Below are 18746 nucleotides of genomic sequence, written 5' to 3'. Positions count from 1 at the left end.
TGACGCCAGGTTGAGACGTCGCCCCGCGCATTGTGACGCCGGCAATGATCGCGGCGTTCGTGAGGACAGTCGCGCCGATGTCCGCGGGCGTCGTGAAGCGTTGGATGTAGGCGTCGGACGCCTGTCGTAGCAGCGGTGCTGCGAGGTCTTCCGACAGTTGCTGGGTGTTTCCGACCGCCGCTGCCACCGTGTGCGCCGCGGCCCGCGCCGGAAGCCCAGAGGTCAGGATTGGATCTCTCGCCGTGTGTCGCGATAGATCGTCCGCGCTAGCGTGCCCAAGCGCGCGATGCTGCTAGATCAGGGTCAGAGTCGGTCGAACCGAGGAGCGTCCACAATAGGGCGGACCCTGTCGCGCGGCCCTGGGGTACGGGATGAACGCTGACCGGCCCGAGGTCAAGCTGGCCGGTCAGCGAGCCGTCCGTGGGTGGCTACTGGTGACCGGCCGCCTCCGCGCCGGAGGGTCCGGGCCCGGCGCCCAGCGACAGCTCCGCCAGGGCCGCGAGGGAGTGTGTCGGTCAGGCGCGGAGGTCCTAGCTGCTTGGCGTGGAGGCGACGCACGCTGCGAGGTCCCGGCGTAGCCGAAGTTGCTGTTCTGGGGACAAGGGGGCGAACGCCTGCTTCTCCGCGGTGCGAACTGCAGTGCTGGCGCGGCGTAGGACCGCCTGCCCGTCCCGCGTGAGCATGCTCGGCAACGCGCGCCCGTGGGGTGCCTGGTCGGGTCGGGTGAGGAGCCCGCGTTCTTGCAGCCGGCGCAGGACGAGATTCATTGACTGCCGGGTCACGAAGGCGCGGCGGGCTAGTTCGGAGTTGGACAGTCCAGAGCTCTGCCCGAGCAGTTCCAGGCAGGCGTACTGGGGCACGGTCAGGTCCAGCGGCCGCAGGGCCACGTCCATTGCAGAGCGTAGCGAGGCATGCACCTGCTTGAGGACGTAGCCCACTGAGAGTTCCAGTTCGCCGACTGGCTCTTGATCCATGTCAGCAGTCTGACATACAGTCGATGTCAATACACTGACATCAGGAGGTAGATCATGGCTGGCAACGTCACGTACTTCGAGGTCCCCAGCAGCGATATTGAAGCGACCCAACGGTTCTGGGGCTCGCTGTTCGGCTGGGCGTTCCGCGAGGGGAACTTTCCGGGCTACTCGATGATCGACGGGCCCACGCCGATGGGCGGTGCGCCCCACGAGGACTCGTCGCGGCACCCGCGGATCTTCTTTGCCGTCGAAGACATCCACGCGGCGGTAGCGCGGGTACGCGAACTGGGTGGCACCGCCGAGGATCCCGTGACGATCCCGTCCGGCGCGTTCGCGCACTGTGTCGATGATCAGGGCGTGGAGTTCAGCCTCTCGCAGGAGCCGGGACAACAGGCCTGAGCGGGACCACCCGAATGAGTGCTGCTAGGTCGCCGGGCTTGGTCAAACCGCTACTGCCGCTAGCGCTGGCGACGTTCGCGGTCGGGACCGACGCGTTCGTTATCGCGGGTCTTCTGCTGGCCATCGCTGCGGACATAGACGTGGGTGTCGCCGCGGCCGGGCAGCTGGTGACCGTGTTCGCGTTCACAATTGCGGTCGCGGCCCCGGCGTTGAGTTGGCTGCTGAGTGCTTTTGATCGCCGGAAGGCGCTCCAGTTCGCGCTAGCCGTGTTCGTTGTCGGGAATATCGCGACAGCGTTGAGTCCGAACTATCCGACCATGATGTCGGCTCGGGTTCTCACTGCTCTGGGTGCTGCGTCGATCACGGCGTCGGCATCAAGTGCGGCTGTCGCGATCGCTCCCGAGGAACGCCGCGGTCGCGCGATGGCCCTGGTCATCGGCGGCCTGACCCTCTCGACCGCGCTGGGCATGCCGCTCGGCAACTTGATCGGCAGCGTCGATTGGCGACTCACGTTGTGGGCCGTCGCGGGACTGGGCGTGCTCGCGGCCTTGGGAATCTCGGTGTGGTTGCCGAGGGTGTCACTCCCAGCCGTTGGCCTGACCGCTCGCCTCGCGCCGCTGCGCCAGGGCAAGGTGCTCACAATCTTGGTTGCGATGGCGTTCGTCATGGGTGGGCACTACACCGTCTACACCTACATCGGCGCGATCACCGACGACGCCACGACCGACTCGTTTCCCCAAGCGCTCACCCTGATCCTCTTTGCCTGGGGCCTAGGCGTCTTGGCCGGCAACTTCCTCGCCGGGCTCTGGGTGGACAAGCACTCAGGGATGGGAGTCGCAATGGTCGCTCTCGGCGGCGGCACCGTGCTGCTCGCGGTCAGCCCGCTCACCGTCGGCCATCTGGTGATCGTGATCGTCTGGGCTGTCTTCTGGGGAGCGGCTGACGGGATGGCCTCGGTGGTGCAGCAACACCGGCTAGTGACGATCGCGCCAGCCTCAGCGCCATTGTTGTTCGGGCTCAACTCCTCAGCGATCTATGTCGGCGTCGCGATTGGAGGTGTCCTCGGTGGCGTGTCTCAGGAGTGGTTTGCCATTACTCTGCTCGGCGTTCCCGCAGCCGCCATGGCACTGATCGCCACGCTGGTGACCGTTGTCGAGGGGCGACGAGGCGGCCGTGTGGGACGAGTAGCGGGGCGGGTCGAGTGCGCCCGCTAGGACGAAGGCGTGCGCCGAAAGCCATGGACCAGAGTCGAGTCGAGTTGTTTGCTGCAATCCGGTGTGATGCTCGCGTTGGGATGTCGAATCGTGCGTTGCAGCGAAAGCACGGCGTCGGGTATCGCACCGGAGATGGAGCGGATCTATACGGCGTTGCTCGAGTTCAGAGATATCTGGCGCCATGATCTAGACGAGAGTGCGGCGCGCGAGGCCAAGGTGCACTTGAAATACACGACTGGTCGAGGTTCATCTTCTGGGGCGGAGCTCATCGGGATCCGACCGGTTCGCGAAGGTCACTGGGTCGGTGACAACGCCGAACATGCGGTTAAGGGCGTTGGCCCACCAGTGAAGTGCCAGATCGGGTGCACTCGCGTCAACGAATTCCCTGACCTCTACGGGGTCGTGCCGACCCGGTATGTAGAGCGTGTCGAGGAGACCCGACTTGCTCTCGCTGGTCCCGGATACAGCCCTGCCGAACGAGCAGACGAGGATGCCCTCTATGCGAGCGATCGGGAAGCCCCACGCGTGCGGCGTCAGGGCCGCCATCAGCGGCAGCAGGTAGGCGTCGAACATCATCACTCCGCTAGTGAGCTCGCTGCCGGCACCGAACACGACCTCACCTCGCCCCAGTAACTTCCCTAGTTCCCCCGGGTCGCCATCGCGCAGCCGTTCGTCATTGGTGACTCGCAGCAAGACCGAAAGCAGCTTGACTCGGTGCACCAGGGACTGCGAACGGCGGAGACCAAGCTCGCCCTGGGGAAGACCTCCTCGCCCGAGTCCTCGAAAACCACCTTGTGCGTCAACGCGTCCAGGACAGCCTCGGCCTGCTCAAGGAGCCTCTTGCCAGGAATAAACGTTGCCGCACGCTGTGCCCATTCAACGATCTCGACCAAGGGGCTGGACGATGCCGGTGGCGTGTTCCACGACGGGTGGCCCTTGATCTTCTCGTACACCGAGGACTCGATCGACGGGTTATCGAACGACGTCAGCCACTCGGCGCTGCCCTGACGCTTGCCGGCCGCTGAGAGAACCGGCCCGGATTCGACGAGAACCGGAACCTGGCGCAGGTACGACTCTCTTGTCTGGATCTCGGAGTAGCCCGTGCCGGCATCTTTCGAGCGGCGCAGGTCGGCTTCGACAAGGAATCCTGAGACGTTGTTGCCCCAGATCCACTCGGGCACCTCCACCCGAACGCGTTTGATGGTGGACGCGACAGTCGTTGGACGCCATGCGCTGCTCATGCATCCATTCTGTGACCCGATGACTAGTCGTTTTCAGTGCCACGCTGTCTACGGGCATCATGGCGAGGATGAGAATCCGCCAGATCGAAGAGGCCGTGTCAGCGGCATAGACCGAGTTGGCGCCACAGGCATCCGACGCCGGAGGCGGTTGGCTGACACGGTTCGTGACACAGTTGCCCGCCTCCGGGTCGTCTGACACGCGATCTGACGCAGTTGCAGCACCCACTGGTGCCCACGGTTGCCCACCGCGCCTCCTCGTGGCACTGTGAGGCTATGTAGGCCAGGAATGGCAGAATCAAGCCGTTCTGACTGTCCGCCAAGGTGGGACAGGGTCGATTCGATACGCGCCTCGTGAGCAGTCCCAGCAACTTCCTGCGGAACAGAAGGTGTTCGGACGCAAGGGTGGATACCGTCTCCGATGATGCCCGCAGTACCCAGCGACACCAAAGCAGCGATGTCTGTTGTGGCTTGACCGGCCTCCTGAACGAGCGCGCGGCGATCCTCTGCGCGCACCGGCGAGCAGCCCCACCCGGAGCCCTCGCTGCGTCGGCCGCTCTCGGCTGGCGACTTCGAAACCCCAACCGGTCCCAAGTCCCAGGGAAGTCCCAGCCGTTCGCGCAGGAGATAGACCACCAGGTCAGGACCGGTACGCACAGTTCAACGTCTGAGGATCGAGGAGCGGGCAGGCGCCGCGGGAGATGCGCGACGAGTGGAACAGCGTCGTGCACTCCATCGTGTACCGGGCGGGCGCTATCGGGGCATGAGGCGATCGTGCACTTTTGCGCGGAACACGCCGTGTGGATCCCAACGGTCCAAAGCCGCCAGCGCCTTGTCCCAGCCGGTGATAGTGCTCGGAATCGTTGTTCGGAAGGCCTCGGTGTCGGTCCAGGACCCATCAACCGAGGTGGCAAACCGTTTCGCCCATTCGGGGCGGGCCACGCCGAACTCGGCCGGGAGCTCGTGGAACCAGGCTTCGAGCCGCATGAACATGTCGTTGGTTCGGGGGCTGCCGGGCAGGTTCAAGACGTCGAGCCAGACGGCTGTGTCGAGCTCGGGGCGTCCTTCAACGGGAGCGACTGCCGAGAGGGCGGCGGTCGCTGCCCCTGGGATACCGATGTCTTCTGGGTGGTCCAACCCGGTAACCCGGATCTCGCAGGTGTTGTTCGCCGGGTAGTAGCCTCCGGATCGGAACTCGTCAATGAGGTTCACATAGTGGCTGGTGAAGTCATGGACGATGCGTTGGACCAGATCGCGACGAGTAATGACGACGTGGCTGCCTGCTGAGACCTTCAATGTCGTGGGTTTGACGAAATGGATGAAGTTCTTGGCCTCGCCCCACATGTCCCGTGCACCGGAGGCGGTCAGCCCTGCTGCGGCCGCGTTCAGTTGAGCGTTGGTGGCTGCGGGGGTCGAATGCCATGCGCCCTGGGTGACTGCTGCGATCATCGAGCTGATGCTGTCGGGAAGGTTGTCGGCAAAGGGATAGTTGTACGGCGAATATACCGGGCGGCTCAGCAGCGGCCGTCGCTCGGTGACATCCCATGTCTGAACCCAAGGGAATTCCGTCATGGCGAACCAGATCAACCCGACGCGCCCATGGCGCTCCACGAGAGCGCTCAACGAGTCGTCTCCGGCATCACCTGGTGCCGCGAACAATTCGCGATAGGAGGTCGAGGTCGAGTTACGGCATCGTATGTTGTAGTTCGGGACGGTCTGCATCACTGCTTCGACGATGAAGGCCCGGCCGAGATTGACCAGCAGGGGAGCGATCTCCGGATCGGAGCGGTGGAAGGTGCGGGCGACGAAAGAGTCCTGGCCGTCGTCCCAGAGCACCACGGTCAGCTCGACGACCGTGTTGCTGACCGTCCCGTAGGTCGCGCCCGGCGGTGTGGTCTCACCCTTGGCAGGAAGATTCGTGCCGTGGCCGCCGACTGCCAGCACCCCCGCAACGGAGACGTCGCCGGGGGCGGGGGCGCCGATGAGGCACCGATCCTGAGCCGAGAGGAAGTCCAACAGGCTCTCCATGCTTGCGCCCGCCTGTACCCGGACTTGATCGGTGGTGTCCATCCGCATGGCCGTCAGCCTGCTGGTATCGACCAAGACGATGTTGTCGTCCGTCGTGGTGTCGTCTTCGACGACCAGAGGGGACCAGGAATGGCTGAACCCGACCGGTCGGACGCGATACCCAGCGGTGACTGCCCAGTTCGCGATGGTGATGACGTCGTCAGCGTCCCCGACGGTGCTGGTCCACAGTGAGTCGGTGGCAATGGTGGTGTCCCAGTTCCTGAACACGCTCTTATGGAGGTCGACGCCGGGCGGAAAACCGGCAGGCAGGTCGGTTGCAAGGGCTTCGGCCCGGTCGATCTTTCCGATCAATACCGAGGCGGCGCCGAGGACAGCGCCGGCCATGACGGTTCGACGGGTCAGCCCTTCGGGTTGAGAGCGTGCCACTTCATCAGGTACTGAGGTCATTGGGGCTCTTTCGCGCGTGGGAATTCGTCAGAAGCTCATGGGGGCGGGGGTGTGCCGCCGGCGCACCCCCGCCCACGTCGACTCAGCAGGCCGAGTAGTCCGTCAGGTGCGGGCCGACTCGCAGAACGCGAGAACGTCGCCAAGGGTGGCTGACTGGTGGAAGACGGTGTCGTTGATCGCGTAGACCGGAACCTGGAGGAACGGCGTCAGCAGGTACCGCAGTGTCTGGTGCGGGTTGGCTGACGCGGTGACGACCTGCTTGATGTGATCACTGTTGGTCTTCAAGAACAGGCCCAGATCGTTCCCATGGTCGGAGAAGTTCACGAACAGCCAATCGAGGGTCGTGGTGGGCCCTGAACAGATGGGGATGATCGCAGCCTCCTCATCATGGCTCGGGGACCAGGCTCCGTCGCCACCGGAAGGCGTCCCGGGCGGCAAGGGGGCGGCAAGTCCGAGGGTGCTGAGAATGGCGCTGATCAGGCCGGCGATGGTGTCGGGTACGGCACCGAGCAGACCGTCAACGGGAAGGCCTTCCGGGACGTCGGGCACGGGGTCTGTCGCAGGTGCGCTGATCACTTCCGGGTCGCCCACTTCAGACACCGCGATTGCGCTCGCACCCGTTGCCCCAGTGACGACCAGGCCGGCTGACAGGGCCATTGCTGTTCCAGCACGGCCTATGACACGGAATCCTCGGATCATTGCGTTTTCCCCCTCGAATAGCTCCGTCAGAACAGCTGTGGATCACGCCCACATGTGTGATTCACCACGACGAGCATCAAGCCCTGTTTTCACCCTGTCAATCGGAACGTGATGAGTGGGTAAGGAGTGAACCAAGACATTCCAGGAGGAGCAGGGCTCGGCATCTCGATCGTTGCAGCACGACGTCCCGAAGACAGGAGGACAGAAAGTCGAGAGTGATCAGGTGCCGACCCGGTACCGGCGGCGGCTGCACTCGCCTTGAGCCCAAGTTCAGCGCGCGGCACGTGTCAGGGAACGCGGACTGGGTGCGAGCGGGGCACCACCGCCGTAACGTCGAGGGGCGGTGGAGTGTTCGTCTCCACGGTCACGCCGCCGCACCACCTTCGACCCGAAGGGAGCGAGCATGAGCGAGAACGAGAACGAGAGGGACCGGGACGACGCCGTACCACGTCGCACCAGCCCCGGGCCGCCTGTTGACCCCGTGCCGGACGATGTCGCACCGGGCCGCGCCAGCCCCGGGCCGCCCGGCGTTCCGGCGGACGACGACGAGGACGAGGAACGCCCGACCAAGGACCCGGCAGGCGACAAGGCGATTCCCGGCGAGCATCCCGAGGACAATCCCGACCTGCAGGGGGAGGAGCGGTTCGACGCCGGCTAATGTCGCGCGTACGACAGGGCCGCGCGCCGCAGCGCGCCCGCAGACCGCCGCCCACGGTCTGCGACACCTCGACGCCGTAGATGCTGGACATCCCGGCGCGGTGACTGCCGTAGATGAACTCGGTCAGGTCGGCTCGATGCCGGTCCAGAGCTCGTCGAACGCGATGCTGTCGTAGAGCGCGGTGCCATCCACGACGAGGCCGTCACGTAGGCGCATGATCCAGGCGTAGGTGTTCTCATACGTCGTGCCGGCCGTGGTGGTGCCGCGCCCGTCCCAGAGGACCACGACCGTCCCGGTCGTCTCGTCCGCGTGGATGCCCCGGATCTGGACCGGCCGGAACGGGTCGTCGCCGCTGAACCGTCGTGCGAAGGGGGTGAGCACCGCGTCGGCGAAGGCCTGCCGGGTCGGGTAGCGGCCGGCGGCGGCCGAACGGCCCGTGATCTCCCACGTCATGTCCTCGGCGAAGATCCGGCTGACATGGGCGTTGCCATCCGCCCAGTCGTCGAACGCCGCCGCGACGATCTCTCTGTTACCCATCTGGTGCCTCCAGGTCTGGTGCGAAGAACGCGTCTGGTGCTGGGAACGTGCGGGCGGGCGCGCCCAGCGGTGTGGTGCTTGCCCCGCACGGGTATTCAGGGGAGCGGCGTAGCCAGACGCCGCTCGGTGTCCGCGACGAGCACACGCTGCGCGTCGCGATCGAGGGACTCGGCCGACGGCGGGCTCGGCGTCGTCTCGTCCAGGTAGGTCCCGGTCGGCAGGCCCACGCTCACGGCGGAGGCGAGGTTCTCGCCGCCGACCGAGGCGGGCACGCCGCCGACCGAGAACATCGTGTGAAGCAGATCCGTGGAGACCACACCCGGGTGGAGGCTCATCACCACTGTCTCGACGCGGGACGCCAGCCAGTTCGAATAGGTGACGATCGCGAGCTTCGACTGCGCGTAGGCGGCCGACGCCGAGTACGGGCGACGGCGGAACTCGAGGTCGTTCACGTCGAGCGAGGCCGAGTAGTGGGTGGCCGATGCGACGTTCACGATCCTGCCGCGCGCCGACAGGCGGGGGAGGAGAAGGTGGGTCAGCAGGACGCCCGCCAGGAAGTTCACCTGGTAGGTGAGATCCGTCCCGGCCTCTCCAGGCGTCCGCGTGGGCGGTCCGGGGATCGCGGCGTTGTTGATCAGGACGTCAAGGGAAGAGGATCGGATCCGCGCGGCGAGGGCCCGCACATCGTCCAGCCGCGTGAAGTCCGCATGCTCGTAGGTGACAGTCGTCCCCGGGTGCGCGGTACTCCGCACGGTGGCAATGGCGGCCGCGGCGTCACCGTCGAGCTCGGGCCCGTGCAGGACGATGTCGTGAGGGCTCTTTGCGAGGCGGACTGCGGCCGCCAGGCCGATGCCACTCGTCGCGCCGGTCAGCAGGATCCGAGCCACCCGAGCCTCCCGTGGGTCCTGGAGGCGATCGTAGTAGACCGGGCGCTGTCGCCGTGGGTCTCAGAAGTCACACGGAGAAGTATTTCGCCTTCGGCCAGTGAAGCACTTTTGCATTCGTCGATTGCTCCGAGAGATCAGTGGGAGCGTGACAGCAGGTTGCGCCCTTCTGACCAGGCCGGAGTGCCTGATGACCCACAGCAACGCCCACCCGGCGTCAGGCTTCGACGCTGCTGCTCGCATCCGAGGGCAGCTTCAGCTGGCGCAGCCGCGTGTAGGAACCTGCCATGTGCTCCTCGACCGCGGTGCGGGCACGCGCGGGATCGCCCTCACTGAGCACCGTTCGGAGCTCCTGGTGCTCGGCGTACCCGACCGTGGGGAAGTCCGGGAAGTTGGTGTTGCGGGTGTGCAGGAAGAACGCCACCTGGCTGCGGATCGAGGTCCAGACCCGGCGCAGCCGGGCGTGGTCGGCGGCGTCGTAGATGACGTCGTGGAAGGCGAGGTCCAGGCGGACCGCCTCCTGCGGTTCGATGGATCCTGAGGTAGCCCGCATGGCCTGCAGGATGCGGTCCATCTCGGCGAAGTGCTCGCTGGTCAGCCTCGTGGCCGCCCGTTCCGCCGCGAGCGCCTCGATGGCGGCGCGCAGGCTGTGTACCTCGTCGACGTCCTTCTGGGTCAGGACGCTCACGAATGCCCCGCGGTGCCGGCGGATCTGCACCTGGCCCTCCGCCTCGAGGATGGCGAACGCCTCGCGGATCGGTCCGCGGCTCACGTCGAGCGCGACCGCGAGCTCGGCCTCGCGCAGGTGCTCACCCGGGCGGAGCTTTCCCGTGGCGATCTCCTCCCGGATCACGCCCACCACGTAGTCGGCGAGGGTGGGCCGTGGTGCGGTCCCGAGCGGGTTCATCTGTCGGTCTCCTGTCGTCACGTCTCTATCGTTCCATCGGTCGTCCGCGCCGGGCTGGCACATGGCGGCAGGTCCACCTGAATAGTTTGCTGACTGTTAGTTGTTGACAATCTACCGCAGCCCGCCCTAGCGTCGGTAACCGGTCGTCGACGATGACGGCCTGGCCTTGCGGCCACCGTGAACCTGAGAGGCGTGGGTGAACGTGCGCTCGAGCGTGAACTTGAACCCTGGTATCAGCGTCGACGCGGCTTTTCCCCGCTCGGCACCCAGCGACCCGAGCGCGCCGCACGTGCGGCAGGCCCGCGTCCGTGTGGACGCCGGGTCCGACCGGGGAGCCCTGGCCCGGATCTGGGAGAGCATCGGCTACGACGAGATCAACTGGACCTACACCTCGACCGGCCGCCGGCTGCTGGAGAGCTTCGGCGAGCTGACGGACCGCGGCTTCCACGTGCGTCCGCACTACGTGTTCTGCTCCGGGTCCGGTTTCGGCATTCCGCACTGGGGCAACGGGAACGTCTACCACGAGGATGCGGACGGCGTCCCGAGCTACGACTTCACGATCGTCGACCAGGCGTACGACGCGATCGTCGAGGCGGGGCACCACGTGCTCGTCGAGCTGGCCTTCACGCCCCGTGACCTGCTGCCCGACGCCGCGGCGGAGCTCGAGGTGGTGCCGAGCCCCACCGTGTACAGCAACTACGAGGCCGGTGCCTGGTCCTATCCGCCCCGGGACTACGCCCGCTGGGGTGAGCTCGTCGCGGCCCACGCGCAGCACTGTCTCGAGCGGTACGGCGAGCAGGAGGTGAGCAGCTGGCTCTGGGAGCTGTGGAACGAGCCGGACATCTTCTACTGGCGCGGCACGCCCGAGGAGTTCTACGAGCTCTACTCGGTCACGGCGCAGGCGGTCCGCGGCGTGCTGCCGGGCGCCAAGGTGGGTGGGCCGGCCGTGACGGGCGGCGGTGTCGACTTCCTGCGCGGCTTCCTCCAGCACACGCGCGACCAGCGGGACCCGATCGACTTCGTCTCGTTCCACACCAAGGGTTCGGCGTTCACGCCATGGCGCGTCTACGGCCCCACGGGGGGCGTGGCGCCGGAGCGGCAGAACCCGTCGGCGCACAAGATGCTTTTCGAGATCCGCCGGATGCTCCGGGTGATCGCGGAGTTCGACGAGTACCGCGGGCTGCCCGCGATCGTCGACGAGTGCGACGCGGGCGTCCCGGCCCACTACAGCGTGTACGACAACGCCAACTTCCAGTTCCAGAACACCGAGTACTACCCGGTGTTCCAGGTCAAGCTGATGAAGAAGATCCTCGATCTCAACGAGACCGAGGCCGTCCAGGTCGAGCAGGCCACCTCCTGGAGCTTCTACTTCGAGGGGGAGCGGTACTTCGAGGGGACGCGGTCGTTCCTCACGGCGGGCGGCATCGAGAAGCCGCTCCTGAACGCCTACCGGCTGCTCGGCCGGCTCGGCGAACGGCGGATCGACGCGTTCTCGGACGCCGCGCACGCGGTCACGCTCCTCGACCAGGCCGAGGGCCGCAGCATGCCGGAGGAGATCGATGCCCTCGCCTCGCGGTCGGCGTCGGGCACCGTCGCGGTGCTCGTGTGGCGGCACACCGACGACCAGTACCAGCGCGACGACGTCGAGGCGGCCGTCACGCTCGACGTGACCGGGCTCGACGCGGACGCCTACACGCTCAGCCATCACCGGATCGACGTCGAGCACAGCAACTCCCACACGGCCTGGGTGGCGGCCGGTTCCCCGCAGGTGCCCACCGAGGAGCAGCTCGCGGCGATCAAGGCCCGTCAGGGCGTCGAGGAGCTCGAACCGGCGCGGCGCGTCGAGGCGTCGTCGTCGGCCCTGGAGCTGACCGTGGACCTGCCGCTGCCGTCGGTCTCGCTGCTCGTTCTGGAGCCGATCCGGTGACCGGGTCGTTCGCCCGCACGGTCAGCCTGCGGGACGGCACCGCCGTCCCGCAGGTGGGCCTCGGGGTGTTCCAGGTGCCGGCGGACGAGGCGCAGGCCGTGGTGGAGCAGGCGCTCGAGGTCGGCTACCGGCACATCGACACGGCGGCCGCCTACGTGAACGAGCGGGGCGTCGGCGCCGCCGTGCGTGCATCGGGCCTGCCGCGCGACGAGCTGTTCATCACCTCCAAGCTCCGCAACGGGGACCAGGGGTACGAGCGGACGCTGCGCGCGTACGACGAGACGTGCGAGCGGCTGGGCCTTGACGCTCTCGACCTCTACCTCATCCACTGGCCCAACCCGTCCGCCGGGCTGTGGCGGGACAGCTGGCGCGCGCTGCAGCGGATCCGGGCCGAGGGCCGGGTCACGGCCGTGGGCGTGTCGAACTTCCTCGTGGAACACCTCGACGAGCTGGCCGTGTTCGCGGACCAGATGCCTGCGATCAACCAGATCGAGCTGCACCCCACGTTCCAGCAGGCCGACGTCGCCGCAGCGTGCCGGGCGTACGGGATCGCCGTCGAGGCGTACTCGCCGCTGGGCCAGGGGGCTGACCTCGTGCACCCGAGCGTCACGTCCGTCGCCGACGAGCTCGGCGTGACGCCCGCGCAGGTGGTCCTGCGGTGGCACCTCGACAAGGGGCACGTGGTGATCCCCAAGTCGGTATCGCGCCATCGAATGCTGGCCAACGCGTCGCTCGAGAGCGTCGCGCTCACCCAGGAGCACGTGGACGCCATCAACGCCCTGGGCACCGGTCGCCGCATCGGTGGCGACCCGCGGACCTTCTCGATCAGCCAGATCCGCTGACCATGGCGACCCAGTCGCGGCAACGACGCCGCAACCTCTGGATCTACGCGTTCCTGATGCCCACGTTCATCCTGTACGGCGTCTACACGATCTACCCGATCGTCGCGAGCTACTGGTACTCGCTGGTCGAGTGGAACGGCTTCAGCTCCGAACAGCGGTTCGTGGGGATCAGCAACTACCAGGCGGTCCTGGCCGACCCGCTGTTCTGGTCCTCGGTCCGCATCACCCTGCTGTTTATGCTGGTCGTCGCCCCGCTGCGCATCTTCGGGGCGTTCTTCCTCGCGATCCTGCTGAACTCCCCGAAGCTGCCGTTCACCAAGTTCTTCCGCACCGTCTACTTCCTGCCGGTCGTGACCACGACGGCGATCATCGGCGTCGTCATGCGGTTCATCCTCGACCCCGCGGCGGGTCCCGTCGCCGCGGTGGTCGGGCTGTTCGGCCTGCCGCCGGTCGACCTGCTCGGCGAGTCCGGTACGGCACTTGTGACCACCGCGCTGGTCTACGTGTGGAAGTTCTTCGGCATCACGATGATCTACTGGCTGGCCGCGCTCCAGACGATCCCGCAGGACGTCTATGACGCGGCCCGGGTCGACGGCGCCGGCGGCGTGCGCATCTTCCGGCACATCACCCTCCCGATGCTGCTGCCGTTCCTGCTGATCATCACGGTGCTGACCATCGAGGACTGCTTCCACGCCTTCGACCTCATGCAGACGATGACGGCGGGCGGCCCGTTCTACAGCACCGAGATCATCGAGATCTACATCTACCGGTGGGCGTTCGCGGCCTCGATCCCGCAGCTCGGCTTCGCCTCCGCGGCCGCGGTGCTGTTCGGCGTGCTCGTGCTCGTCGTCGTCGCCCTGCAGGCGTGGGCGACGCTCACCTCACAGCGGATCCAGTCGCAACGGAGCGAGTCCGAGCGGACCGAGTCGCAGATCGAGCGGCAGGTCGGGGCGCAGATCGTGCGGCGGACAGGGAAGGGACGAGCATGAGCACTCTCGCCGCACGGCGCGGCAACGACTCGCGGACCGGAGACGAGACCCGGGAGAGCGCCGACCGCCGCCCGAAAGCCATGTCCCACCGGCCCCGGCGTCGCGGCTGGTGGCTCGTCGCCCTCATCCTCGCCGCGCTCGCGTTCCTCTGGGTCTTCCCGTTCCTCTGGATGGTGTCCGCGTCGCTGAAGAGCTCGGGCGAGATCTTCCAGGGCGGCCTGAACCTGATCCCCGAGGCGCTCCGGTGGGAGAACTACGGCCGCGCGTGGACCGCCGGCCAGTTCGGGCAGTACCTGCTCAACACCGTGATCGTGACGGTGGTGACGACGGCCATCGTCGTCGTGCGGTGCGCGCTGGCCGGGTATGTCGTCGGGCGGTACCGGTTCCCGGGCTCGCGGCTGATCATCGGGATCTTCGTCGCCACCCTGTTCGTGCCGACCGGGTACACGATCATCCCGATCGTCAAGGTCTCGCTGGAGCTCGGGCTGCTCAACTCCCTGGCCGGCATGATCCTCGCCCTGGGCGGGGCGTCCAACGTCGCGGCGATCCTCATCTACGCCGGCTACTTCCGCAGGATGCCCGCCGACCTCGAGGAGGCCGCCATCGTCGACGGGGCCGGCTTCCTGCGGGTGTTCCTGCGGATCATGCTCCCGCTGTCCACGCCCGTCACCGCCACCGTCGGGATCCTGACGTTCCTGGCCACCTGGAACGCGTTCTTCCTGCCCCTGGTCTTCTCGTCCACCAACCCAGCCCTGCGCACGGTCAGCGTCGGGATGCAGGCGTTCGTGGGGGAGAACTCGACCGACTGGGCCGGTATGGCGGCCGCCGGCGTGATCTCGATCCTGCCGGTCGTCGTCCTGTTCGTGTTCATGCAGAAGTACTTCGTCGAAGGCATCGCCGGCGCCGTCAAGGCGTAGGCCGCACGGCGATCTGGATCGTCGTTCTCAAAGAGTTCTCAAAGAGGAGACTGCAATGCTAGAGATATCGCGGCTTCAGATATCGCGTCGCACGTTCGTCGGTGGGGTCGGGGTGAGCGCGCTCGCCGGGCTGCTCGCAGCGTGCACCGGCCCGAGCACGGCCCCGGGACCCGGAGCCGGCATCCGCTGGTGGGACCACTTCGGCGGTCTGCAGGAGCAGCACAAGGCCTGGGCGGCCGCCCAGGCAGAGCGGCTCGGCGTGGCCGTCGAGTACTCGTACAACGAGCCCGGCCGGGCGCTGGAGGCGCTCCAGCTTGCCAACCAGTCCAAGCAGCTTCCGGACGTCTACTCCAACATCATGGGCCTGCCGCTCCCGGCTCTGGTCGACTCCGGCTGGGTCAGCCCGATCGAGCTGTCGGACGAGGCGCTGGGGCGCCTGCCCGAGGGAACGCTCGTCGAGGGCATCAGCATGCTCGACGGCGTGGTGTACGGCCTGCCGTCCCTGTCCGACCGCCAGTACTGGGCCTGCACCTGGTACAACTCCGAGATCGCCGGGTCCGTCGGCTTCGAGCCGCCGCGGAGCTACGACGAGCTGCGTGCGGCCCTCCAGTCCATCGCGGACGACGGACAGTTCGCGCCGATGACCCTGGCTCTCGGGGCGAGCGAGCGGATCCGGGACCAGGTCGACGACCTGGCCCAGGCCGCGGGCTTCCCCGGCTGGCAGGGGCTGCGGTACGACACCGGCGAGTACGCCTACGACGACGACACCTACGTCAACGCCATCGAGCTGCTCAAGGAGATCTCGGACAACGGCTGGCTCCTGCCCGGCACGAACTCCTTCCAGATCCCCGACGCGCGCGGGCGCTGGGCGGCGGGCAACGTCGGCTTCGCCATCGACGGCCCCTGGGCGCCGGGCGGCGTCCGGGCGCTCAACGAGGCGCACCTGCCCAAGATGGCGACCGCGGGCGAGCTCACCCCCGAGGGCGAGGACCTCGTCATAACCCGCGGCGCGCCCGCACCCACCTGGTTCGTCGCCGGCAACACGCCGCACGCCGACGACGTCAACAAGCTGCTCGAGTCGTTCACCCAGGACGACTACCAGGCGGTCCTCGCCGAGGCGATGGACCAGCCGCCGCTGAACCTCGACACGGTGGCCGACGCCGACGTCATCGAGCCGTACGCCTGGCTGGTCGAGGACTTCAAGAAGCGGGTCTTCCGGGCCCCGCAGCCGCAGGTGCGCAACGGCGCGGCGAACGAAGCGCTCGCACTCATCACTCCCGTGGCGCCCCACCTCGGCGACATCATCCAGGGCTACCTGGGCGGCGACGTCACCGACCTTAAGGGAGAGCTCGTCAAGCTCAGTGCCACCTTCGACAAGAACCTCGACCAGGCGATCGACAAGGCCAGCGGCGCCGGAGCGAAGGTGTCGCGGGACGACTGGGCGTTCTCCGACTGGCAGCGCGGCGTCGACTACGCCTACTGAGTTCGCCACACCTACCGACAGGAGAGCACACGATGCACGCATTTCCCGCCGAGCGAACGGCGATCATCACGGGCGCGGCGTCACGCCGGGGCATCGGCCGTGCGGCCGCCCACCGGCTGGCCCGGGACGGCTGGTCCGTCGGCATGCTCGACATCGACGGCCCGGCGGTCAAGGACCTCGCCGAGGAGCTGACCCGGACCTACGGCGTGCAGGCCGTCGGGGCCGGGGTCGACGTCGGCGACGCCGACGCCGTCCGCCCGGCGGTGGACGATCTGGCCGGTGCGCTGCCGCCGGTCGTCGCGCTCGCGAACATCGCGGGCGTCAGCTCCCCGACGCCGTACCTCGAGCTCGACGACGCCGAGTGGGAGCGCGTGCTGCGCGTCAACCTCCACGGCGTCCACCACGTGACCCAGGCGGTCGTGCCCGCGATGATCCGCGCCGGGGTCGGGCGGGTCGTGTGCGTCTCCTCGGTATCGGCCCAGCGCGGGGGCGGGACGTACAGCCGGACGCCCTACTCGGTGTCGAAGGCCGGCGTCATCGGCCTCGCCCGCGCGCTGGCCCGAGAGCTCGGCCGGCACGGGATCACTGCCAACGCGATCGCCCCGGGACCGATCGACACCGACATCATGGGCGGCAAGCTGAGCGACGAGCGCAAGGCCGAGCTCGTGGCGGAGCTCGTCGTCGACCGGGTCGGCACCCCGGACGACATCGCCGCGGCCATCAGCTTCCTGGTGGGCCAGGAGTCCGGGTACATCACCGGCCAGACGCTCAACGTCGACGGCGGCCTCTACATGCACTGACGGCCGCACGGTTCCCGGCGCAGGACACCCACGGACAGGAGAGATGCCATGACCCGGCCCAGCCCGGACGCGAGCCGGGCCTGCACGAGCTCAGCCGGCACACGCTGGATCGGCACGAGCTGGAAGATGACGAAGTCGCTCGCCGAGGCGCGGCAGTACGCCGAGGCGCTCGCCGAAGCGGCACGTCCAGGGCGATGGCCAGGGATACAGCCCTTCGTCATCCCGTCGGCGACGGCACTCACCACGGTCCGCGACGCCCTGCCGCCGTCGACCGGGGTGCTGCTCGGAGCGCAGAACGCGCACTGGGCGGACAGCGGGGCCTGGACCGGCGAGGTCTCGGTCCCGCAGATCGCCGACGCCGGCGCGCACCTGGTGGAGATCGGGCACTCGGAGCGGCGCGAGCACTTCGGCGATACCGACGACGTCGTCCGCCGCAAGGTCCAGGCCGCGCTCCGGCACGGCCTGGACCCCCTGCTCTGCGTCGGCGAGCCCGCGGCCGTGCGCGCAGCGGGCGGCTCTACGGACCACGTGCTCGCCCAGGCGCATGCGGCGCTCGCGGAGGTCGACGACCTGAGCCGGGTCCTCGTCGCCTACGAACCCGTCTGGGCGATAGGGGAGCACGGGACTGCCGCACGGCCGGACGACGTCGCCGACGTCGTGGCGGTGCTGGCCGACCAGCTGGGCCCGCGGGTCCGGGGGATCCTGTACGGCGGCTCGGTCAACCGGGCGAACATGCTGGAGCTGATGTCCGTGGACCACGTCAGCGGCCTGTTCATCGGCCGCGCCGCGTGGGACGTGGACGCCTTCATCACGATGCTGGACGTCGCCGCGTGCGCGTCCACACCCTGACATGGACGGAGATCACATGCGCACAGCCGGCAGCTGGCCCATCGCGGCCAACATGCTTTCCTTCGGGTCGACGACGGCGGACGGCACCCCCAACGCCGACGCGCCGGCGGAGGCCTGGCGGGCCCAGCTCCAGCAGGTTGCCGACCTGGGCTTCACGGAGGTCGACCCGACCGACGCGTGGCTGTCCATCGGCGAGCTGAGCGACTCCCGCTTCGCCGAGCTGCTCACCGTTCTGAAGGAGGCGGGCCTGTCGGTCCCGTCCGTGTCGACCACCCGCCGGAGCGTCGTCGACGCGCGGCACGGCAGCGACTACTTGCGCTTCGGCCACACGATCATCGACCGCGCCCCCGAGCTAGGGGCGGAGGTCGTCAGCTTCGGCTTCATGCAGGCGCTCACACCCGCCCAGGCGAGCGCGCTGTGGTTCTGGCTGGCCGACGGGCACCACGACGACCTCGGCGACACCGAGACCTACCGGCTCGCGGTCAGCCGCATCCGCGAGCTCGCGGACCACGCCCGGGACGTCGGGGTGCAGATCAGCCTGGAGATGTACGAGGACACCTACCTCGGTACGTCGGAGCTCGCGGTCCGGTTCGCCCAGGACGTCGACCGCGACAACGTCGGCCTCAACCCCGACCTCGGCAACCTGGTGCGCCTGCACCGGCCGGTCGAGGACATCCCGACGATGTTCGAGAAGGTCCTGCCGCTGACGAACTTCTGGCACATCAAGAACTACGCGCGCGACGAGGACCCGGCGACCGGCTCGTACGCCACCCACCCGACGCCGCTGGTCCAGGGTGTCGTCAACTATCGCGCAGTGATCCGCCGGGCCCTGGAGCTGGGCTTCGAGGGGGTCTTCGTGTGCGAGCACTACGGGTCGGACAGCCTGGGCGTCGCCGCCATCAACCGTGAGTACATCCGCGAGGTGCTCCGCGGCGCCGGACGCTGAGCCCGTCC

The 18746-nt window shown here is 67.8% G+C and carries 19 protein-coding genes; 11 read left to right on the top strand and 8 right to left on the bottom strand.

Translation table 11 applies throughout. The features are described 5' to 3' along the window. Positions 1–530: 530 nt before the first annotated feature. Positions 531–974 (bottom strand): MarR family winged helix-turn-helix transcriptional regulator, encoded by a 444-nt coding sequence (locus EW117_RS23955; RefSeq protein WP_129789229.1) that lies wholly within the window; start codon positions 972–974, stop codon positions 531–533. Between the two features lie 54 nt (positions 975–1028). Here EW117_RS23955 and EW117_RS23950 point away from each other — a divergent pair, with 54 nt between their 5' ends. Together EW117_RS23950 and EW117_RS23945 are read left to right on the top strand one after the other, a co-directional pair. Further along, complete coding sequence (locus EW117_RS23950) at positions 1029–1373, top strand: VOC family protein (RefSeq protein WP_129789227.1); 345 nt, start codon at positions 1029–1031, stop codon at positions 1371–1373. A 38-nt stretch (positions 1374–1411) separates the two neighbouring features. Further along, positions 1412–2587, top strand: coding sequence for an MFS transporter (locus EW117_RS23945; protein WP_165362841.1), 1176 nt, complete (start codon positions 1412–1414; stop codon positions 2585–2587). 246 nt (positions 2588–2833) lie between these two features. Here the strand turns inward: EW117_RS23945 and EW117_RS23940 are convergent, their stop codons facing one another. The 4 genes from EW117_RS23940 to EW117_RS23925 form a co-directional block, all read right to left on the bottom strand. Continuing rightward, a complete protein-coding gene (locus EW117_RS23940) occupies positions 2834–3199 on the bottom strand; it encodes a hypothetical protein (protein ID WP_129789225.1) in 366 nt (121 codons plus the stop codon). Positions 3200–3225: 26 nt separating this feature from the next. Next, positions 3226–3828: a hypothetical protein gene (locus EW117_RS23935; RefSeq protein WP_129789223.1), complete on the bottom strand. Its 603-nt coding sequence runs from the start codon at positions 3826–3828 to the stop codon at positions 3226–3228. 750 nt (positions 3829–4578) lie between these two features. After that, positions 4579–6300: a cholesterol oxidase substrate-binding domain-containing protein gene (locus EW117_RS23930; RefSeq protein ID WP_129789221.1), complete on the bottom strand. Its 1722-nt coding sequence runs from the start codon at positions 6298–6300 to the stop codon at positions 4579–4581. 102 nt (positions 6301–6402) lie between these two features. After that, the gene (locus tag EW117_RS23925) at positions 6403–6957 is read right to left on the bottom strand and encodes a hypothetical protein (RefSeq protein WP_129789220.1); all 555 of its coding nucleotides are present in this window, start codon (positions 6955–6957) and stop codon (positions 6403–6405) included. A 445-nt stretch (positions 6958–7402) separates the two neighbouring features. Between EW117_RS23925 and EW117_RS23920 the strand changes: the two genes are divergently transcribed. Next, on the top strand, positions 7403–7657 hold the full coding sequence (locus tag EW117_RS23920; protein ID WP_129789218.1) for a hypothetical protein: 255 nt from the start codon (positions 7403–7405) through the stop codon (positions 7655–7657). A 123-nt stretch (positions 7658–7780) separates the two neighbouring features. On the opposite strand, the gene EW117_RS23915 is transcribed toward EW117_RS23920, so the two are convergent. The 3 genes from EW117_RS23915 to EW117_RS23905 all read right to left on the bottom strand — a co-directional run bounded on the left by EW117_RS23915 (position 7781) and on the right by EW117_RS23905 (position 9985). Further along, positions 7781–8194 (bottom strand): nuclear transport factor 2 family protein, encoded by a 414-nt coding sequence (locus EW117_RS23915; protein WP_129789217.1) that lies wholly within the window; start codon positions 8192–8194, stop codon positions 7781–7783. Positions 8195–8289: 95 nt separating this feature from the next. Continuing rightward, positions 8290–9081 (bottom strand): SDR family NAD(P)-dependent oxidoreductase, encoded by a 792-nt coding sequence (locus EW117_RS23910; protein WP_129789215.1) that lies wholly within the window; start codon positions 9079–9081, stop codon positions 8290–8292. Positions 9082–9295: 214 nt separating this feature from the next. Next, complete coding sequence (locus EW117_RS23905) at positions 9296–9985, bottom strand: GntR family transcriptional regulator (protein ID WP_129789213.1); 690 nt, start codon at positions 9983–9985, stop codon at positions 9296–9298. Between the two features lie 214 nt (positions 9986–10199). On the opposite strand from EW117_RS23905, the gene EW117_RS23900 reads away from it, so the two are divergent. From EW117_RS23900 to EW117_RS23865, 8 genes are all read left to right on the top strand, one after another. Then, positions 10200–11912, top strand: coding sequence for a GH39 family glycosyl hydrolase (locus tag EW117_RS23900; RefSeq protein WP_242504503.1), 1713 nt, complete (start codon positions 10200–10202; stop codon positions 11910–11912). Then, positions 11909–12754, top strand: a complete 846-nt coding sequence (locus tag EW117_RS23895; protein WP_129789210.1) for an aldo/keto reductase — start codon at positions 11909–11911, stop codon at positions 12752–12754. The genes EW117_RS23900 and EW117_RS23895 overlap by 4 nt, the downstream gene beginning before the upstream one ends. A gap of 2 nt (positions 12755–12756) precedes the next feature. Further along, complete coding sequence (locus tag EW117_RS23890; RefSeq protein ID WP_242504502.1) at positions 12757–13743, top strand: carbohydrate ABC transporter permease; 987 nt, start codon at positions 12757–12759, stop codon at positions 13741–13743. Then, positions 13740–14660, top strand: coding sequence for a carbohydrate ABC transporter permease (locus EW117_RS23885; protein ID WP_242504501.1), 921 nt, complete (start codon positions 13740–13742; stop codon positions 14658–14660). Before EW117_RS23890 ends, EW117_RS23885 begins: the two co-directional genes overlap by 4 nt. Positions 14661–14772: 112 nt before the next feature. Beyond that, on the top strand, positions 14773–16143 hold the full coding sequence (locus EW117_RS23880; protein WP_129789208.1) for an ABC transporter substrate-binding protein: 1371 nt from the start codon (positions 14773–14775) through the stop codon (positions 16141–16143). Positions 16144–16175: 32 nt separating this feature from the next. Further along, the gene (locus EW117_RS23875; protein ID WP_129789207.1) at positions 16176–16943 is read left to right on the top strand and encodes an SDR family NAD(P)-dependent oxidoreductase; all 768 of its coding nucleotides are present in this window, start codon (positions 16176–16178) and stop codon (positions 16941–16943) included. A 48-nt stretch (positions 16944–16991) separates the two neighbouring features. After that, positions 16992–17792, top strand: coding sequence for a triose-phosphate isomerase (locus tag EW117_RS23870; protein ID WP_129789205.1), 801 nt, complete (start codon positions 16992–16994; stop codon positions 17790–17792). A gap of 16 nt (positions 17793–17808) precedes the next feature. Beyond that, entirely contained in the window at positions 17809–18738 is a 930-nt protein-coding gene (locus EW117_RS23865) for a sugar phosphate isomerase/epimerase family protein (RefSeq protein WP_129789204.1), read from the top strand. The last annotated feature ends 8 nt before the right edge of the window (positions 18739–18746 follow it).

It is taken from the genome of Promicromonospora panici, assembly GCF_900608595.1.
GTDB lineage: Bacteria > Actinomycetota > Actinomycetes > Actinomycetales > Cellulomonadaceae > Promicromonospora > Promicromonospora panici.
Note: the sequence above shows the minus strand (reverse complement) of the source record. Positions and strands in the feature narration are given on the sequence as shown.

Excerpts from the sequence above, each read along its gene's own strand:
- EW117_RS23955 (WP_129789229.1), bottom strand. The coding sequence starts at position 974 with ATGGATCAAGAGCCAGTCGGCGAACTGGAACTCTCAGTGGGCTACGTC.
- EW117_RS23950 (WP_129789227.1), top strand. The coding sequence starts at position 1,029 with ATGGCTGGCAACGTCACGTACTTCGAGGTCCCCAGCAGCGATATTGAA.
- EW117_RS23935 (WP_129789223.1), bottom strand. The coding sequence starts at position 3,828 with ATGAGCAGCGCATGGCGTCCAACGACTGTCGCGTCCACCATCAAACGC.
- EW117_RS23930 (WP_129789221.1), bottom strand. The coding sequence starts at position 6,300 with ATGACCTCAGTACCTGATGAAGTGGCACGCTCTCAACCCGAAGGGCTG.
- EW117_RS23925 (WP_129789220.1), bottom strand. The coding sequence starts at position 6,957 with ATGGCCCTGTCAGCCGGCCTGGTCGTCACTGGGGCAACGGGTGCGAGC.
- EW117_RS23920 (WP_129789218.1), top strand. The coding sequence starts at position 7,403 with ATGAGCGAGAACGAGAACGAGAGGGACCGGGACGACGCCGTACCACGT.
- EW117_RS23915 (WP_129789217.1), bottom strand. The coding sequence starts at position 8,194 with ATGGGTAACAGAGAGATCGTCGCGGCGGCGTTCGACGACTGGGCGGAT.
- EW117_RS23905 (WP_129789213.1), bottom strand. The coding sequence starts at position 9,985 with ATGAACCCGCTCGGGACCGCACCACGGCCCACCCTCGCCGACTACGTG.
- EW117_RS23890 (WP_242504502.1), top strand. The coding sequence starts at position 12,757 with ATGGCGACCCAGTCGCGGCAACGACGCCGCAACCTCTGGATCTACGCG.
- EW117_RS23885 (WP_242504501.1), top strand. The coding sequence starts at position 13,740 with ATGAGCACTCTCGCCGCACGGCGCGGCAACGACTCGCGGACCGGAGAC.
- EW117_RS23875 (WP_129789207.1), top strand. The coding sequence starts at position 16,176 with ATGCACGCATTTCCCGCCGAGCGAACGGCGATCATCACGGGCGCGGCG.
- EW117_RS23870 (WP_129789205.1), top strand. The coding sequence starts at position 16,992 with ATGACCCGGCCCAGCCCGGACGCGAGCCGGGCCTGCACGAGCTCAGCC.
- EW117_RS23865 (WP_129789204.1), top strand. The coding sequence starts at position 17,809 with ATGCGCACAGCCGGCAGCTGGCCCATCGCGGCCAACATGCTTTCCTTC.